Source organism: Paenarthrobacter sp. RAF54_2 (assembly GCF_052113945.1).
Lineage (GTDB): Bacteria > Actinomycetota > Actinomycetes > Actinomycetales > Micrococcaceae > Arthrobacter.
On sequence record NZ_JBFRDV010000036.1, the window covers coordinates 21139 to 38659 of the forward strand.

Consider the following 17521-nt stretch of genomic DNA (forward strand, 5'->3'; position numbering starts at 1 on the left):
GCCGGCGGAAAAATGGTCGGCTCGTCCAGCCCGCGGCCGCGTCGCCCTCAAAACTCTCAAACAAAGCCGAGACAGACCACTAGCAGTCTCATAGACGCCGGACGCCTAACGGCCAACCACGTCCACCCGCAGAGACTCGCAAGGCGTTAGCCGCCGACCTGCGCCTGGGCACACCAGCAGAGCTCTCCAAGAACAGACGGGAGAATCTCATCGACATTTTCTCAGTACCCCGTGTAGGAGCGCTGGACCGTTGACACCAGACCTATGTGACGGGCATCATAGTTCGTGCCGACTAATGGAACGCCGTGCCAAATCTGGCAAATTGGGTGGGGAGCTATCGACCACCCGGACGAATCGGAGGTTACCCAGTGAGTTATCCAACACCGCCTAGTGCGGCTTATACGCAAGCAGCCAAGGCTGCTCATCGTCGCGTCGGACCCGCAGTTGTCGTGGGCACCGCTCTCGAATATTTCGATTTCTTTCTGTATTCGGCGATGGCCGGACTCGTAATTGGCCCCACCTTCTTCCCCTCATCGGACTCGACGGCAAGCGCAATGGCGGCCCTCGCTACGTTCGGCGTCGGGTTCCTCGCCCGCCCACTTGCGGGACTGGTGTTCGGCATTCTGGGAGATAAGTTCGGACGCAAGGTGGTATTGTCTTGGAGTCTTATCCTGATGGGCGGATCCACGGGACTGATGGGATTCATTCCTTCGTACGATTCCATCGGTGGGGCAGCCCCAATCCTGCTGGTCGTGCTTCGCATCTTTCAAGGTGTGGGCGCAGGCGCAGAGTTCAGTGCTGCGATAACGGTCTCCTATGAACATGCCGGGGACGACAAGCGCGGGCGGTTCGGCTCTCTCCCGACGCTAGGAGTCAACTTGGGTGTCTTCTTCGCCTCACTCGCGGTAGCCGGGTTGGCCATGATCGGCGACGACTTTTTCTACTCCTGGGGTTGGCGCATCCCCTTTGTAATAAGCTTTCTCGTTGCCGTCGTGGGATATGTTATTCGCCTAAAGCTACCGGAAAGTCCCGATTTCGAGGCAATGCCAGTGGCAGAAACCCGGAGAAGCTGGTTTCGTGTTCTGGCAGACCTATTCAGGTCCGACTGGAGAGGCTTAGTCATCGTATTTGCTGCCTACGCTGGCTACGCACTCATCGCTACTCTGTGGAAGACGTTCTCTATTTCCTACCTTGCTGAATTCAAAGACATAGGTGGTGCTGTCAGTAGCTTCGGCATAACCTTGGCCAGCGCGGTCGCAATTTTCTGGACGCCCATTTGCGGCCGACTCTGCGACATGATCCCTGTTCAGAGAGTCCTGGCGTTCGGCGGCCTGCTGGTCATCCTCTACGCGTTCCCTTTCTTCTGGCTACTCAACACAGGAGTCCCGCTGAACATCTGGATCGCCTTGATTCTCGGCACGGGCCTTCTTGCACCACTTCTCTCCGTAGCCACAAGCCCCTTTATGGCACGCCAGTTTGCGACCAAATCCCGTGTGACGGGAATAGGCGTGGCCAAGGAATCGAGTGGCGCAGTTGCCGCCGGATTCGGTCCGGTGCTGGCTTTGGCACTCATAACGGCCTCCGGCACCGATAGCACGACCGCCGTTTCTGGCATGTTCATCGTCGGTGGCATCTTGTTCGTGTTCGCTGCCTGGCGAGGCCGTACAACACCACCCTCCATCGCTAAAGCGGACCAATCGCTGATGACGGAGGTTTGATCGAATGGACGCGTTACAGAAGGCTGCGCCACATCAGCACACAAATGATACGAGTACCGCCCTCATTCGTTAGCTGACAGGGTTGCCGCAATTGAACAGGTACTTTCGCCTTCCAGCCAACTCAGCGCATGCAGTCCGTCCTGGCGCCGACGAGGTCCGGGGGCTTCTGTGGTCAACTGCCCCGGCCCTCACCAGGGCCGGGGCACATCAACCAAGAGATAGACACAAGCGCTCTGTCGCCTGGCAGCGCGAGTGGCCTTCATAGCCTTTGAACGTCACCAGAGATCATGGAGGCAGTCGTCACTCGCCGGTACCTAATGGGGATTCCTCAGATGGGGTTATCCCGACGGTTGTCTTGTGCTGGGCTCGCTCATCCAGACGCCTTCGGGGCAGGCAGTTCTTGGCCCGATCGCTTCCCCCAAAGCTGTCGCTAAGAGGGGACTTGGGTCCGCGTTCACCGGGGCTGTGTTCCCAAAGACATTCCGTTGGCTCCCCCGGGACCAGGTCGAATACGAGTAACCGACACGACGACTTCCTCGTAATAGTCGATAAATCCCGTAGTGAAATCACAGCACGATTCAGCAGCGTCCCTGCCGGTGGAGTTCGACGTTCCGACTGGTACTTCGGGACGCAGTAAGCTGGCGAGATCATCTGCAGTAGCGGCTAAATTGGGAGGAATCGCGTGGCCAATGACGGCGTGAGAAGCGTGTTGACGGCAATGCGGGTGCTGGAGCGGCTTACCGAGCCCGGTCTGGTGGGCGTATCGGAGCTGGCAAGAGACCTGGGACTCCCGAAGTCGTCCGTACAACGGATGCTCCGCACGCTTCAGGAGGGAGGTTGGGCCGCCGAGGTCCACGGCGAGGTGACGCGCTGGACGTTGACGCCGAAGATGTTCCAGTTGGGGCAGCGACATCAAGCTGGCAATGATCTCCGCACGATAGCGCTACCGGTGATGGAGCAGCTTCGGGAGGAGACCCGAGAGACCATACATCTCGCGACGGTTAAGGGGGACTCTGTCTTTGTCCTTGAGACTCTCGACAGCCCTCAAGCAGTACGCGCGCACGTCTCTCCTGGTATGTCGATTCCACTATTGGCCTCCGCCCACGGGCAAGCCCTTCTCTCGACACGGCCTGAGAAGGAGATTCAAGGAGTCCTGCTCCGGGGATTGACCGCCTACACACCATTTACCATCACGGATGTTGATACTCTTGGCTCTGCCATTCATCAAGCCCGGGTGCGCGGGTACGCGGTGAACGACCAGCAGTGGCAAGAAGGCGTCCACGGTATTGCAGCCCCCATCGTTGTCGCCGGCGTAGGGGTCGCGGGGATAGGCATCTCAACCCCGATTCATCGAATGTCTGCTGAGTTGCAAGACAAGTTCGGCGGAATGTTAGTTAAAGCTGCCATGGCCATCGCCCATCGCCTCGGAGAAGATCTCTGAGTCTGTGGCTCCCTGAGCCCGTTGCGCTTTTACTGACATTGTTTTCCCGGATCTTGCGACGGATCCCACATCAGCACGTGTGGGTGGCGAGTCCGTGCCTTCGATAACCATATCCAGCACTACGGACCGGTTGTCGACGGTGATCTTTTGGGCGACGGCCTGAAGCGGTTCCTGTTGGAACATAGTCAGCAAGTAGTGTCCGGGGGCGGGAAGAGGAATCGTATAAATTCCGCGCGAATCTGCCCGCGAAGTTGCTACCCGCTCGCCCGTTGCCCGCAAGAGAGTCAGCACCGCGTCGGGCGTTGCCTCCCCAAACGCCATCGCACGCCCGCTGATTTCAAGTCGTTCCCTTAGATGGAAGTCATGCTTGACAGTCTCACCATCAAAGTCGAAGATTTCCGCTACCGGCGCCCACCCCCTCGCACTGGCTACGACCACATACTTCCCGACCCCCGGCAGTGCAACGGAGTAGTTACCCTCGGTGTCCACGAGGCTCCAGTCAACGGGTTCGCCTTCCGTCTGAAGGACGCTGACGAGTGCTGGCGTCAGCGTCCTGTGGTTCGGCGCCAGGACGCGTCCCTGCACCACGACCTCGGCTGCCGAAGCCGCAGAGCGATGTGTTGCTCGTGGGATGAAGAAAGCTGCTGTGATGCATGCGCCGCACGCCAGCGCGGCCATCCAGAAGACGTCTCTGAATGCGTCAAACGATGGCAGCGGGGCTCCTCCTAAGGGCATGGTGACCGAGGTGAGGATCGCGGCGATCACGGCGCTGGATGTTGAGGTCCCGATTGAACGGACCAGGGTGTTCAAGCCATTGGCGGATGCAGTTTCCGTGATCGGAACCGCGCCCATGATCAACGTCGGCATGGCGGCATAGGCGATCGCCGTGCCGATGGCCACCACAGCGGAACCTATTATCACCCAGGCGATAGAGTCATGAAAGAAGACCCGGCCGACATAGCCAATGATCATGACTCCAGCACCCGCCATGAGGGCACTTCTGCCACCAAAGTTGCGAATGATCGCGCCCGCCGCTGGAGAAAAGATCACCATTGCCAACCCGGAGGGCACCATGCACAAACCGGCATTAAAGACAGTAAGTTCAAGTCCATAACCGGTTGCTGCAGGGAGTTGAAGTTGCTGGGTGGTGAGGAGCATGTTGGCAAACATGGCAAAGCCGACCAGCAGGGACGCGAGGTTGGTCATGAGAACAGGGCGCCGGGCTGTAGTCCGCAGGTTCACCATGGGGTGACCGGCCTTCAGCTGGTRGGGCACCCAAAAGACCATGAGAACAGCGGCGGCAAGAAATAGTACGATCACGAGTTCCGAGCGCCAGCCCCATGATCCGCCCTTGGAGATAGCCAACAGCAGTGCGCCCAGTGCTGCGGACAGCACGAGCGCGCCTATGTAGTCGAAACGGCCAGGCGAGCGGACTTTGGATTCGGGAACCACCAGGAGCACCGCGGCCAGCAACACAACGCCGGCAGCTGCGGAAACCCAAAAACAGGCCTCCCAGCCCAAGCCTTCGTAGAGGAGCCCCGCGAGGGGAAGCCCCATGGCGCTGCCAATGCCCAAAGTGGCGCTCATGAGCGCCACGGCTGAACCCATTTTTTCCTTGGGAAGTTCATCGCGCATAATGCTGATCCCTACCGGGATCAGAGATAAGGAGAATCCTTGGAGTGCGCGGCCGATGATCGTCCAAAGGAATGTCCCGCCCAGCGCCGCGATGATGGAGCCGACCACCATGATGGCTAAGCAGATGATCATCATCTTGCGCTTGCCGAACATGTCGGCACTGCGCGAGACCAAAGGAGTAGCCACTGCGCTGGAAAGCAATGTGACGGTCACCATCCAGGACGCATCATCCCCGGAGACCGAAAAGACGGCGGGAAATATGGGCAGCAGCGGCACGACTAAGGTCTGCATCAGCGCCACAACGGTGCCGCTCAGTGCAAGCACTGCGGTGATGGCGGAAGCTTTGCGCTCCCGGTGCGGGAAAGGGGGTGCTGTCATGAACGGAGAACCTTTTCGGGAAGAAGAAACCGCCGGCAATGAACGGGCGGTACCGAAGTTGGCGAACAATCGTTCATCAACAAGTGCAAGGATTATGCCTGGGCAATTCCCAAGAGATCCAACACATCCGGGCGGAACAGGTCGATTAGTCCCTCCCAAGTAGAGGATGATTACCCACGAGACAGAGGTGGTGCCTTCAACGTGGTCCGATAAATGCGGTTGCTCTTTCGGAGTGCATTCTCACGGTTACCAGGACCTGCTGGGGTGTTTGGGAACCTGCAACCAATTAAGATGGTCGCTGCTTGCTCAGCTGTTCGTAACTAGATCTTTTACGAACGAGCCTTCCCGACTTTGGCGTCCTCCCAATCGCAAACCCGCACAGACTTGATGTCAAAGCTGCCAAAGCAGACGCAGAGTTGCACGACGTCGCATGCGGATGGGCTAATACGCCGCGTGCGGCATGGGCTGGCCAAAACGCCGCTCCATCCACGCACCCAAGCCGACTAACGGCGCCAGTGTCAAAGGAGCCATGCTTGTTCCTGCCCCCTAAGCACGGTGCCGGCATCGGCAGCGGCGCTTCCCGGCCGGATTTTAGATGCCCCGCGAACGATACCTTCACCAAACCGTGAGCGCCATGATTTGCGGCCGGACGTCCCCGCGGAGGTCGTTGACAACACGGGTGTGCTTGTCGAAAACCATAGTCGGGCGCGAGGTCGTGTTGTAGGCCGGCCAGGCGAGGCTGCCCGTTGAGGGGTCGCCCTTCCTGGCGAAGTTCATCCAGGCTTCGAACATCTTGTCGCCGACAGCGAAGCGGTCTCCGTTCGGGTCAGCGGCGATGCGTGCATCGTTGGAGTCCTCGCCGTCCCAGGCGGCGCCATAGTCCTGGCAGTGGAAGATGAACGGAAGTTCGACGCCGTGAGGGGACCACATGCCGTCGAAGCACGGAGTCCTCCATTGGCATTCGTACGCGAATACAGAAGCCCCCACCTGTTCGGCTTTGGCCGACGACAGCCTCAGCGAGTAGTTCCAGAAGCCGATATCGGTTGTGATCCGGAGCAACAGCTCCTTCCACGGCAGCGACGGCAAGGTCCGCCGGTATTGGCCGATCAGGGGCACAAGCTCCTCGGCTTTGACGTTGTTGACAATCGCATAGGGCGCCAGCCTCCGAGCGAGATCGAGGTCGTCAGCAAACTCCATGTCCAAGTCCCCCTGGAACGTGCCGACAAAACCCACCGTCTCGTGCAGGTCCGTGCCGATCATCATCGGGATGTGACGGGCGGTTTCAGGGGCGCCGTCGGTCCAGGAGTTCCCCCTCAGGGTTCTGCCATCGATGACCGGACCGTACTTTAGGTAGTTCGTCAACCCATCAGGGGTCAACGCCGGAGCGGTCACCTTCTCCAAGTAGCGCTTAATCGCCTTCGCCGGGGCGGATTGCAGGGCCTGGAGGTCGCCCTCGCAGACACCCAGTTCCCTGTACAGACCAGCCGTTAGGGCCCCGGCGTCCTCGGCGGCGGCGAACCGCATTGGCGCGCCGCTCATCAGGATGGCCTTGTGGAAAAGGCCCCTGCCTTCTTCCATGGCTATCAGGGTCATGACCTTACCGCCTCCTCCGGACTGGCCGAAGATCGTGACGTTGTCGGGGTCGCCGCCGAAGGACGAAATGTTCTCCCTCACCCACCGCAGCGCGGCAACGAGATCGAGCTGGCCAGCATTTCCCGAGGTGGCGAACCGCTCGTCGGCTGTCTCACCGAGATACGTGTAGCCGAATGCGTTCAACCGGTGGTTGACGCCGACTGCGATGACGTCGCCGCGGCGCGCCATGCCGCCGCCGTCGTACAACGGCGCACCCGCCGAACCTGAGAAATAGCCCCCACCGTGCAACCACACCATGACAGGCAGCTTCGACGCGAAAGTCGCGTGGTCGGGCGCCCAGACATTGAGGACGAGACAGTCCTCGCTCTCCTCGCTGCGGTCCACCCAGTCAGGCAAGTCCCGGTTGTTTTGCGGACATTGAGGACCTAGCTCGAGCGCATCCTTCACGCCCACCCAGGGAGTAACCGGCTGGGGCGGCAGGAAGCGATTCGGCCCCGCCGTCGAGGCGCCGTAGTGAATGCCTTTGAACACGGCTAGCCCGTCGACGACCAAGCCGCGCAACCTGCCGTTTTCTGTCTCGACGATCCGGAAAGCGAGCGAGACCGGAGCCGCAGAGCCCAGCTCAGGGCGCTGCATCAGTGCGACCTCGTTGCTTTCAGCGCTTTCTGAGTAATTGTCACTGGTCAAGGTGGGTCAGTCTCCTAGTATCGGCGCCAGATAAGTTCCGAGGGATCGATTGAAGCAGGTTTCAACAAACTCGAAGATTTAAAGAATGCCTGGTCCGTTTCCGGCAATTTCGCGGGCTGCCCATCTGGGAAGTCAATTACTGAGACGTTGTCATTCATGTTGCTACTACCTTCCGGTTTTCTTCCGGGAATGTTGAAAGCAACTTATGAGGCGGAACACAAGACTTGAAGTGTAGGATCCACGGCAAATTCAGCTACATCTCGGAGAGTCTCCAACGCGCTCGTCGTCTGTTCCCGCTGACGACAAGGACGCCCGCGTCTGAACAGTACCCTGTTCCCCTGCGCTTGAGGCGACGGAAGCCCATCAGGTTTCCGCCGCCGTCGACGACGGCAAGCCGGCACCGTCCCTGGGACTTGAGGCATGCAGTCGCCCGTTCGATTGGCCACAACTCCCAGGAGGCTGTTCTGCCCTCAAACCTTCCCAGTTGGACGGCGGGCGCCTCGTCGGGCGCTTCCTCTGGAATCTCAAAGCGCTCGATAGTTGTCAGAACCCCTCCGTCTGCAGCCACGACCTGGGCCGGCTGACGTGATCGTCGGCGAAGAGGGCGAATTCAATGATGGCTTCGATATTCTTGCCTGCGTTAACCACATCGGCGTATCCGAGGCACACAAGGAGCGCGCTGCGTGCTTTGGAGACGAGTTGCATGCGGGTGGTTGACCCCAATGGCCCGTTTCCTTCGAAGCCACGGGCTTACGACTCGGCGGTGCTGAAACACAACACCGCCGAGGCCTCTAGAAAGCGCGATCGTCATGCTTACTAGCTCGTTCGGTTCCTCGCTTTGACTCCTTAGGAGGGAACTACGGGCAGTTCGATATACGACGGACGGGCGGCGTCGTGGTACAGCCGCTGCTGCGCGGTGACGAACCGAGCGTCGCACTGGTTCCCGGTGTTCAGGTTACGATCCCACCGCGGAAAGCAGCTATTCGTAATCTGCACCCGCAATCGATGCCCTGCAAGGAACACATTGCTCGTAGACCATAGATCAATCTCGATCTCGCGCCTTTCATCGGCACCACGATCTATGCGGACAATGCCATCGCTGAGGTTAATCGAGCGGCCGTCCGGCTCGACGTCGCACAGGCGCGCAACCCAGTCGGTCGACGGCGCCGAGCTCTGAACGTTCAGGCGCACCCGAATGCGACCGGTCACTTCGAGGTCCTCTTCGAGCGCCTCCGAGGTGAAGACAAGAACGTCGGACCGGGCCTCGATGGGTGCCTGGTCGATGGGCCCGCGAGGGAACGGGCTGATGTTGTTATGCCCTCCGTACGTGGGGACCGGATCGGCAGGGTCGTAGACGAGCTCACTCGGCGATTCGTCGCTTACCGGCGCCACCGTACTCAGGCCACCGTCTGAGTGCAGATTCCACTGCTCCATGCGGGCACGCTCCAAAGGCCAAGATTCTTCGTTGCGCCACTCATTGCGGCCCATGACAAACAGCTGCACGGGCGCCACATCGCCTGCGGGGGCGTCATCGACGAGATGATGCCGGAGGAAGGCCAGCACTTCCTCGTTCCATCCGCCGTGCGGATAAGCAGCCGCGTCGCGCATCGACATGATCCCGAAGTCCCGCTCGCCGACCATGTTCATGAAGTCGACATGGGACCAAGGACCGACAATCAAACGAGTCTCGCGGCCTATCGACCGCATCGCCATGTAATTGTCGAGAGTCCCCTGCCCGCTGCTATCGAACCAGCCCGTGGTAAAGAGGCTAGGTACCTCGATGCGCTCGTGGCTTCCGGCGATGCGCATATGTTGGGTGGCCTCGATCTCATTAACCGCCGCCAGCTCGACAAACGGGGGCGGTGCGTGTCGTCGCAGGACCGGCAGTTCGTTGACCGGAAGGCCCCAATAGCCGTCCTCTGCCAGGCGGTCGATGTCGGAGATCAGCGCGTCGGCACGCTCGGCCTCCTCGCCGTCTGTCAGGCCGATCCGGGACAACCAGTCAAAGCCTGCGAAGAGTGGCCAGGAGGTGGCGTTCGCCAGCTCGACGGCACCCCCGCGAGCCACCAGACCGTTACACGGGTCCGACCATGTCATCAGGGGCGTGATCGCTTTGAGCGCCGACGGTTGCTCGAGCGCCGCCAACAGTTGCGTGTTACCGCAGTAGCTGCCGCCGATCATGCCCACGCGACCACTGGAGCCGGGCAACTCGGCGGCCCAGGCCACGGTGTCTGCGCCGTCGCGTCCCTCGTGCCGAAGGGGCTCCCACACACCATCTGATGCATGGCGGCCCCGGACGTCCTGGACGACTACGATGAAGCCGCGCTGTGCCGCCTCTGTAGGCGAAATTCCATTCCATGCGTTTTCGGTAATGGCGCCCTTGTCATAAGGCGTGCGGACCACCAACGTCGGCCAACGCCCATCGCCGGTCGGACGGTACACGTCCGCCCTCAGCACAACCCCGTCGCGCATGCGTGCGGGAACATTAAACTCGACGAGCACAGACACGGCTGCACCGCTGGGACCCTGCGCGACGTCGTTACTCAATCCAAGTTCCGTTGTACTCATGCTTACTCCTTCACACTTGCGCCAGTTCACCCGAGGCGGGATATGCGTCACGCTAGGACAGCTGCTCCAGCGACGCTATTGGAATAGCACCAATCGCCTGACACAAACTCTGGTCAAAGTCTTGTTGGCAGGTTGGCTTCAATCGATTGGTGAACGCCCGGTAACACCTCGAGCAATGACAACGCATGCCAGAAAACGCGGCAAATGTGCTGGCAAGGCCTCTCCAACGCCACTATTAACGGTTATCGGGTATAACGACCGGGTCACCCAGAGGAGTCATGTATTTTCTTGATATTTTCACGCTATCTCGGGCAATTCCAGACCACTCCCCGGTAGGAGCGCTCCAATAGTTTGTGAATCCCTTGGAGCCTCGAACCCTAAGCTCGTGTCGCGCGCCCATCCCCTCGAACAAATCTGGCTAGCCGAGGGACCACCGGCATGTCGCGCCCGTGACCCGCAATCTCGACTGGGACATGAAATCCACAGACCAAGCACGAAACAAGTCATCCACACCAAAAGCTGGCGACCGACCTCGCTAAACCCGCCTAACCAACTGACGGATCCTGGCTCACGGCAGTCCTAAACCAGGTGGACTCCTCACCGGTGACCGTCGTAGCCGTCAAAGAAGCCTCCGCCTCAACCCGCCACACGGCGACGTGTAGCTCTTCCGTCCCGGACTCTCCGTCTCCGAGCTCACCCACCCGGCCGACGCATCTTCCTGCCACGCTGTAGCCTCAAAGACTGCCTCGCCGAATAACTCCTCCGACTCGGACCCCGAAGTGTTCGGCGAAGCGACCCGTACCCTGAGTACTTCCCAGCGCGTCACCGAGTGGCCGGCCGCTTTCGACCGGCCACTCGGGATCGCACTTTGGCGGCAAAAAGCTACCCAATCCAAGGCTCAATCATTGTCGGCCGATGTTACTGTATGTTTCTGGCTTCGCCTTGCGGTAAAAGAGAGCCATCATGATGCCTAAAACAAATAGACCCACAATCAGTGTCATCAAGGCGGCGCTTAGCACAGGCGATCCTCCAACAAGGGCCGTGAAGTCCAGAGCTGCCAAAATCAGGCCGGTCCCGAGCCCAAGGATTCCCAGAATCGGGAACACAATTCTGCTCCAGACCGTGTGACCCATGCCGTGCCGACGCAGGTAGAGCGGGACCGCAATACTAGCCACAAAAATGACGCCCAGAATCACGAAGCTTGAGATCCCGAGCGCTGCCGCGTAAACGTCGATAGCAGCCAGCCCGGCAACCGCGACGATGACGTTGAGGACCAGGCCAGCAGCGCTCGTTGCCATTGATGCCATATATGGCGACCCATGCCGGCTGTGTACGCTGCTGAGCTTTCGCGGAAAGATCTTGTCTGCGCTGAGATTGAACAAATAGCGTGCGGTGATGTTGTGTCCGGCCAGAATGACAGCAAAAGTACTGGTGTTGACGAAGATCGTGGCTATGTCAGAGAACACGATGCCTCCGAAGTCCACCAGTGTGCCGGTCATGGATCCGGTGGGATCGGCGGTTGCGAGTTCGACAGCTTTGTCGATGCCAAGGGCGTTAATAAACCCCAGCGATGACACGGCATAGATGGTCATTGCAACTGCAATGACTGCAAACGTGACGCGTGGAATGACACGATTCGGATTCCGGACCTCTTCACGGAACAGGACGGTAACTTCGAAACCACCGTACATGCCAAGAGCAAGGAGCAGCCCCGAGCTGAAGGAACCATCGAACCAGTGAGTCGGGAGAAGGGGGGCCATTGAGATGCCGGCATGGTTAGCTCCGCTGTTGATGAAGACAAAGAGGTCATACCCGACAATGATGATGATCTCAAGGAATAGGAATGCCGTCAGGAACTTCGCGGAAAGTTCGATGTTGAAGTAGCCGAGGACTCCAGCTCCGGCCCAGAAAACGGCCGCCCAGACCCACCACGGGAGGTCAGGCCCGTTCATGGTGGTATGGACGAGTTCGCCCAGAACGATACCGCCGAAAGGTAGGGTTCCGGCATAGACGCAGAAGTAGCCGAGCAACGCGACAAACCCTGATCCCAGACCTACTTCCCGTCCAAGTCCTGCCGTGATCATGGAGTAGAACCCGCCTGGTTTCGGCATGATCTTGGACATGCGAGTGAACCCAACGGCGAAGCATCCTAGGATGAGGCCCGCAACAACGAATGAGATAGGCGTGCCAAGTCCGCTGCCGGTGGCGACCATGATCGGGATAATTCCGATCACGACCACCATGGGGGCGTTGTAGGCCATCACGCTGAAGAAGAGCTCGAGGGATCCCATCTTGCCTGACAGATGTGGCCCCGACTGTTGCGTCTTTCGGGTCGTCATTCCACTTATAGTGTCCATAACCTGTGCCTTCTTGATAAGTATTTGAATTGTCTGCGGGCGGGCGGTCACATACTGGATCGCTTCGTTGACCATCTCGACTTCCGCGGGGTTAGACCAAGGATGTGCTGCCTTCGACGGAGACCTACTTTGTGGCTTCGGTCACTTCCGGCGTAGACAGATAGTGCCGTCTTATCGCTGCCATCGGAAACTAGAAAACTGCCGAAGGCATGCTGCCCACGTTGGCACTAGTCCAACAGCAGCTGCTCCCGAACGTACGGCATCACGCCAAGTCGGCTGGATGAGGCAGCCAAGTTTCTGGTCTTCATCCAAAGCTTTGATCGAGGATCGTCGCGCGGCCAATGGCCCACGGGGCAATGGTGAGCGATGGCCCCAATAGCTGATCCGGTCTCGGCCCAGCGAGCCGTCCTGTGATCTGCGAAAACTCCAGAATACTGACGAACCCTCTGGCTAACTCCCCGACCGCCCGGGTAGCGCCGAACGAGAACGGGCCGGGAAGATCGCTGCCGCCCTGAAGCTTCCAACGTTCGCACGTGTACACCGGAAAATCGCTGGAGCCCCGCCGGATCAGCAACCCCTTGCGCTGATTTTCGGACATACACGGGAATGAATATCGATCCGGAGCGCTTGTCAGAATCGCCTTGGGGGTGGAAACCCTAATTCAGCCCTGGATCCTTCAGTGCCCCCTGCACGTCAGACGGACCAGTCGCAGGCGGCGTCTTCTGAAGGGACACCAGAAGAGGCGCTTTTCCGTGGTCATGAGCCGCTATATGTATGCAGAAGCGATCGGCAGATTAGTACCAGGGCTTTGGGAAGGGGACAGATTATTCGAAGGGGAACCCTCGGCCCCCGCCATTTTTGGTCGAACGGACCACATGCTTCATCATCCTCGTGCACCTAGCAGGGAACCGCGGAGCTGAGAATCCACGCGATCGCGGCCGAAGCCATGAGACTTCCGCCAGCCCAATCTATTAGCCATTGACGCTCCGCATCGGACCAGCTATCTTCGAATGTACAGATGTACATTCACAGTGATGCGCATCACGTATGATCCCAAAACGATGGAGTAGTCATGTCTGTAGAAGCCAATCCCCGCCGATCCCCTGCCGACGAGTACACCGGACCTCCCGCCGAGCTATTCCGAGGGCAGGATTGGTTTACGCGCGACCTCGAAGCGATCTTTTACTCCAAGTGGCTCGTCGCCGGCCACGTCGACCAACTCGACCAGCACGGAAAATACGGTTACGTCACTTTCCGGGTAGGCGCAGCCGAGGTTCTTGTCCGCCGCGCAAAGGACGGTAGCCTCCGCGCGTACCACAACGTTTGCCCCCACCGCGGCGCCCGGCTGTGCGATGGACCCAGCGGTGACGCCCGTAGTCGGAACGTAGTTTGTCCATACCACCAGTGGACCTTCGGAGTTTCCGACGGCGACCTGTTGAACTCGCGAGGTATGCACGCAGACTTCGACAGCGCGTCTTACGGCCTTAGGCCAGCGCACGTTGACGTCTGGAACGGGATCATTCTCATTTCTTTCGCAAACGAGGCACCCCCCGCGATCACCGAGAGCCTCCACGAGGTGGACGCGGGGGGATATGACCTCAGCAGTATGAAGCTGGCCGCTACCTCTTCACACGAGATTGCAGCGAACTGGAAAATTGTCGTCGACAACAACATGGAGTGTTACCACTGCGGGGTCAGCCACCCTGAGCTGTCGGAAATTTTGGACTGGGAGTTCCTCGACGACGAGGAAAACTTCGACAGCTTCTGCACCCAGAGGGCCGCTGGCCTCGATGTGTTTACGTTCCCACTCCCTGTACCGCACGTCTCGATCGGAGGCAAAAGGGTCAGTGCGGTTCCTCTTTCGAGACTCGACGGGCAGCCCGCTGCAGAGTCTCACGCCGTGCACTGGGAACCGGGAATCGCCCTCGTGGCCGCTGAGGACCATGCGTGGCTCTTTGTGCCCATCCCCACCGGCCCAAGCACCACCGAACTTCGTCAGTACTGGTTCGTCCACAAGGATGCCGTCGCTGGTACCGACTACGACGAAAAGACACTAATGGAGTTCTGGAACACCACCATGCTCCAGGATCGCGGCCTATGCGAAAGCGTGCACCAAGGGATGGCCAACCCGGCATACAGGTCAGGTCCGCTGAATCGCAAGTATCAAGGATTCAATGCTGGGTTCTACCGCTGGTATGAACAGCAAATGGTGACACGTTTCCCCGATCTCGCCAATGAGGTAGTTCCTTTGCGTGGCCCAGGAAGCGGTAACGGTGAATAGCTCGTATATAATGCGACCCAAGTCAGGAGAGCTGCGGTGAACGCCGACATGAGGAGTCGACATTATCCGTCCGCGACTTTGACGGACGAGTACGACGGTGAAGCTGTGGTTGTTGACAAGATTCTCGCTGCGGACGGAGTGGTAGCCCTTCACCTGGGGGCACCAGGCGGAGGGGAACTCCCGTCGTGGTCGCCAGGCAGCCACCTGGACCTTGGGATTCCAGGTCTACCAACGCGTCAGTACTCGCTATGTGGAGACCCCCACGACCGCGCTACCTACCGAGTTGGAGTTCTTCGTTCCCCGAGCTCAAGAGGTACATCGCGCCACATCCATGACAATCTTCGCGTCGGCGACACCGTCAACCTTCGAGGTCCGCGCAATCATTTCCCGCTTCGGGAGGCGGCCCGCTACATCTTTGTAGCAGGCGGGATCGGCGTTACCCCCCTGCTACCGATGATTGCTCATTTAGAAGCAGCGGGGGCCCAATGGACGTTGGCCTACGCTGGGCGCCGCAGACAGTCCATGGCGTTCCTCGACGAGTTAAGCCGCTATGGTCCCAAGATTGCCTACTTTCCGAAAGACGAGACAGGCCCGGTGGATCTCGCGTCAGTTCTGGGTGAACCAGATGAAGACACCTTGATTTACTGCTGCGGACCAGAGCGACTACTTTCTGACGTGGAGGCGCATTCCGCACGATGGCGCCCTGAGGCCCTGCGCTTGGAAAGGTTTTCGCCAAGAATCCAGTCACAAGAATCCGGCACGGACACCGAGTTCAAAGTCAAGCTCGCTCGCAGCGACCTTGAGGTGGCTGTGCCGGCGGACCGCACCATCCTCGATGCCGTACGGGCTGCGGGAGTGCCGGTCGAGTCGTCTTGCCGAGAAGGCATCTGCGGGACGTGTGAGGTGACGGTGCTTGACGGGCTCCCCGACCACCGTGACTCCGTGCTGGACCAAGACGAACGTGATGCCAATGACTGTATGATGATCTGCGTTTCGAGATCGCGCCATCAGCGGCTCGTGTTAGATCTCTGACCTGCATGCATCCGAAACCGAGGGTCCGGGGTGTTTGAGCCAACATGGGTTACTCAGCACCTAGCTGAAGACCTGTTATGGCGTTGGTCGCTAATCAAAGTCATCGACAAAGGAGATCCGGGTTCGTCCGATCCTGCGGCATAGAGGATGATGGTATTCGTGCCTAAGGGAGTAATAGATACAGATCGCCGCAACCGTCTGGTTCACGCCGCCGCGGAAATAGTTGCGCAGCGCGGTGTGGACGGGCTGACGCACCGCGCTGTCGCTGCGGCGGCGGGAGTCCCGTTGGGCTCGACGACGTATCACTTTCGTTCGTTAGATGATCTTTTGCTCGCGGCTGTGGAGCAAGCCAAGGAGCGTTGGGACTCATCCGTTGCGTTCTGGGAAAGGAATTTGGCGGCGGGCACCGAACTCGCGCGTGCGTTATCGGAGTTCACAGCACGGATGACGAACGAAACTCGACCTCAGGCAATCGTCGAGTACGAGCTTTACATCGCGGCTCTACGTCGACCTGCCTTGCGGAAGCTCAGCCTGGATTGGGATGAAACACTGCCGAGAGCGGTCGCTCGACATACTGACTGGTTAACGGCGCAGGCCCTTTCAATGGCGGTCGACGGTTTGGTTGTGCGTTCACTGGTCAGCGGCAATCCACTCGATGTAACCGCTATCGAACCGATCTTCCAGCGCATCCTTCGTGGCTGAGACAGGGGCGCGACAGGCTGGCTAGAACGCCTGCTCCGAATGTTCCTTTCGGCGGCGCCTCCTGCGGCCGCTTCGGGACCAACGGTTAAGTGGCTCGAACCGGGGATCGGGATCAAGCGAGCGCCCGGATAAAAAACCCGAGGGCCTGAGCCCTGAACTGATTCCTGTTTGTTGGACTGGCTGCATTTCAATCCTAAAACTGCGAGGGCCTGGGCTGGGTATTGCACCGCCTGCGTAGCTTTCACTGCTGGCACCCAGTAATGGCGCCAGAACAGCTTATGCACCGTCCGTTCCCCTTCGGGCATCGTGAACAGCTGATCACTGCTGCACGGCCTACCACCAACGGGATCAAGAGGTCCACGGGAGCACGGTTCAGCCCGATGGTCCGGTTGCCTGCGCCCGTCTTCGTTGGACCGATGTAGAACTGGTTCTTCCCGTCCTGCAATTCCTTTCGAACACGCCAATCTACGGCGCAACTACCGGCCACTGACTTTGACAGACCCTTCAGCACAACATATTGGTACGCGTGCATATTCAATTCGAACGATTCGAGCCCTTTTGAGCGACGATTCAGGTTTACGGAAGCCCCATTGTCGGCTCTTCAAGATCCTCGGGGAGCGCCTAAAGCGATATGCTCGAGCACACGGGCAGCTACGTTGACCATGACATCAGCCATGCAACGGCGGCTCAGATCCAACCAGACTTAGAGGAGGAGATTCTCCGTGGCAATATGTCGGTAGAAGTCGACGTGCTCAGCGGGGAGCGGGTCCTTGTTCAGGATGACGTCGGCTGCTTTTTCGGCGATCATCATGACCGGTGCGTATGTGTTGGCGTTCGGGATGGAAGGCATCAGCGACGCATCGACGACTCGAAGGCCCTCAACGCCGTGCACCCGGAAGCTGTGGGGATCGACGACGGACTGGTCATCGTTGCCCATCTTGCAGGTCCCGCAGGGGTGATAGGTGGTCTCGGCGTCCTGGGAGACCCAGTCGAGGATCTCCTCGTCCGTCTGGACTTCCGGGCCGGGCGAGAGCTCACCGCCGTTGAATGCTGCGAAAGCGGGCTGATTCATGAGCGCCCGCGTAGTGCGAACACCGTCAATCCATTCCTGGCGATCACGCTCGGTAGA

The 17521-nt window shown here is 59.3% G+C and carries 12 protein-coding genes; 5 read left to right on the forward strand and 7 right to left on the reverse strand.

The window, feature by feature from the left end; genetic code table 11:
• The first annotated feature begins 368 nt into the window (after positions 1-368).
• Positions 369-1718 (forward strand): MFS transporter, encoded by a 1350-nt coding sequence (locus AB4Y87_RS24065; RefSeq protein ID WP_442006751.1) that lies wholly within the window; start codon positions 369-371, stop codon positions 1716-1718.
• Positions 1719-2400: 682 nt separating this feature from the next.
• Positions 2401-3159: an IclR family transcriptional regulator gene (locus tag AB4Y87_RS24070; protein WP_442006752.1), complete on the forward strand. Its 759-nt coding sequence runs from the start codon at positions 2401-2403 to the stop codon at positions 3157-3159.
• Here AB4Y87_RS24070 and AB4Y87_RS24075 read toward each other — a convergent pair.
• From AB4Y87_RS24075 to AB4Y87_RS24100, 6 genes are all read right to left on the reverse strand, one after another.
• Positions 3109-5172 carry an MFS transporter gene (locus AB4Y87_RS24075; RefSeq protein WP_442006753.1) on the reverse strand — a complete coding sequence of 688 codons (2064 nt, stop codon included), beginning with the start codon at positions 5170-5172 and terminating at the stop codon, positions 3109-3111. The genes AB4Y87_RS24070 and AB4Y87_RS24075 overlap by 51 nt on opposite strands.
• 615 nt (positions 5173-5787) lie before the next feature.
• Positions 5788-7452 (reverse strand): carboxylesterase/lipase family protein, encoded by a 1665-nt coding sequence (locus tag AB4Y87_RS24080; RefSeq protein WP_442006754.1) that lies wholly within the window; start codon positions 7450-7452, stop codon positions 5788-5790.
• Positions 7453-7995: 543 nt separating this feature from the next.
• Positions 7996-8175: a hypothetical protein gene (locus tag AB4Y87_RS24085; protein WP_442006755.1), complete on the reverse strand. Its 180-nt coding sequence runs from the start codon at positions 8173-8175 to the stop codon at positions 7996-7998.
• 123 nt (positions 8176-8298) lie between these two features.
• Positions 8299-10020, reverse strand: coding sequence for a CocE/NonD family hydrolase (locus AB4Y87_RS24090; protein WP_442006756.1), 1722 nt, complete (start codon positions 10018-10020; stop codon positions 8299-8301).
• Positions 10021-10922: 902 nt separating this feature from the next.
• Positions 10923-12359: an APC family permease gene (locus tag AB4Y87_RS24095; RefSeq protein WP_442006757.1), complete on the reverse strand. Its 1437-nt coding sequence runs from the start codon at positions 12357-12359 to the stop codon at positions 10923-10925.
• A gap of 322 nt (positions 12360-12681) precedes the next feature.
• Entirely contained in the window at positions 12682-12975 is a 294-nt protein-coding gene (locus AB4Y87_RS24100) for a hypothetical protein (RefSeq protein ID WP_442006758.1), read from the reverse strand.
• Positions 12976-13449: 474 nt separating this feature from the next.
• Between AB4Y87_RS24100 and AB4Y87_RS24105 the strand changes: the two genes are divergently transcribed.
• From AB4Y87_RS24105 to AB4Y87_RS24115, 3 genes are all read left to right on the forward strand, one after another.
• Entirely contained in the window at positions 13450-14658 is a 1209-nt protein-coding gene (locus tag AB4Y87_RS24105) for an aromatic ring-hydroxylating oxygenase subunit alpha (RefSeq protein WP_442006759.1), read from the forward strand.
• Positions 14659-14706: 48 nt separating this feature from the next.
• Positions 14707-15690 carry a PDR/VanB family oxidoreductase gene (locus tag AB4Y87_RS24110; RefSeq protein ID WP_442006764.1) on the forward strand — a complete coding sequence of 328 codons (984 nt, stop codon included), beginning with the start codon at positions 14707-14709 and terminating at the stop codon, positions 15688-15690.
• A 159-nt stretch (positions 15691-15849) separates the two neighbouring features.
• Positions 15850-16392, forward strand: a complete 543-nt coding sequence (locus AB4Y87_RS24115; protein ID WP_442006760.1) for a TetR/AcrR family transcriptional regulator — start codon at positions 15850-15852, stop codon at positions 16390-16392.
• Between the two features lie 703 nt (positions 16393-17095).
• On the opposite strand, the gene AB4Y87_RS24120 is transcribed toward AB4Y87_RS24115, so the two are convergent.
• Positions 17096-17521: GMC oxidoreductase (locus AB4Y87_RS24120; protein ID WP_442006761.1), on the reverse strand; the 426-nt coding region annotated here is incomplete at its 5' end.

Excerpts from the sequence above, each read along its gene's own strand:
- AB4Y87_RS24105 (WP_442006759.1), top strand. The coding sequence starts at position 13,450 with ATGTCTGTAGAAGCCAATCCCCGCCGATCCCCTGCCGACGAGTACACC.
- AB4Y87_RS24100 (WP_442006758.1), bottom strand. The coding sequence starts at position 12,975 with ATGTCCGAAAATCAGCGCAAGGGGTTGCTGATCCGGCGGGGCTCCAGC.
- AB4Y87_RS24090 (WP_442006756.1), bottom strand. The coding sequence starts at position 10,020 with ATGAGTACAACGGAACTTGGATTGAGTAACGACGTCGCGCAGGGTCCC.
- AB4Y87_RS24095 (WP_442006757.1), bottom strand. The coding sequence starts at position 12,359 with ATGACGACCCGAAAGACGCAACAGTCGGGGCCACATCTGTCAGGCAAG.
- AB4Y87_RS24110 (WP_442006764.1), top strand. The coding sequence starts at position 14,707 with ATGAGGAGTCGACATTATCCGTCCGCGACTTTGACGGACGAGTACGAC.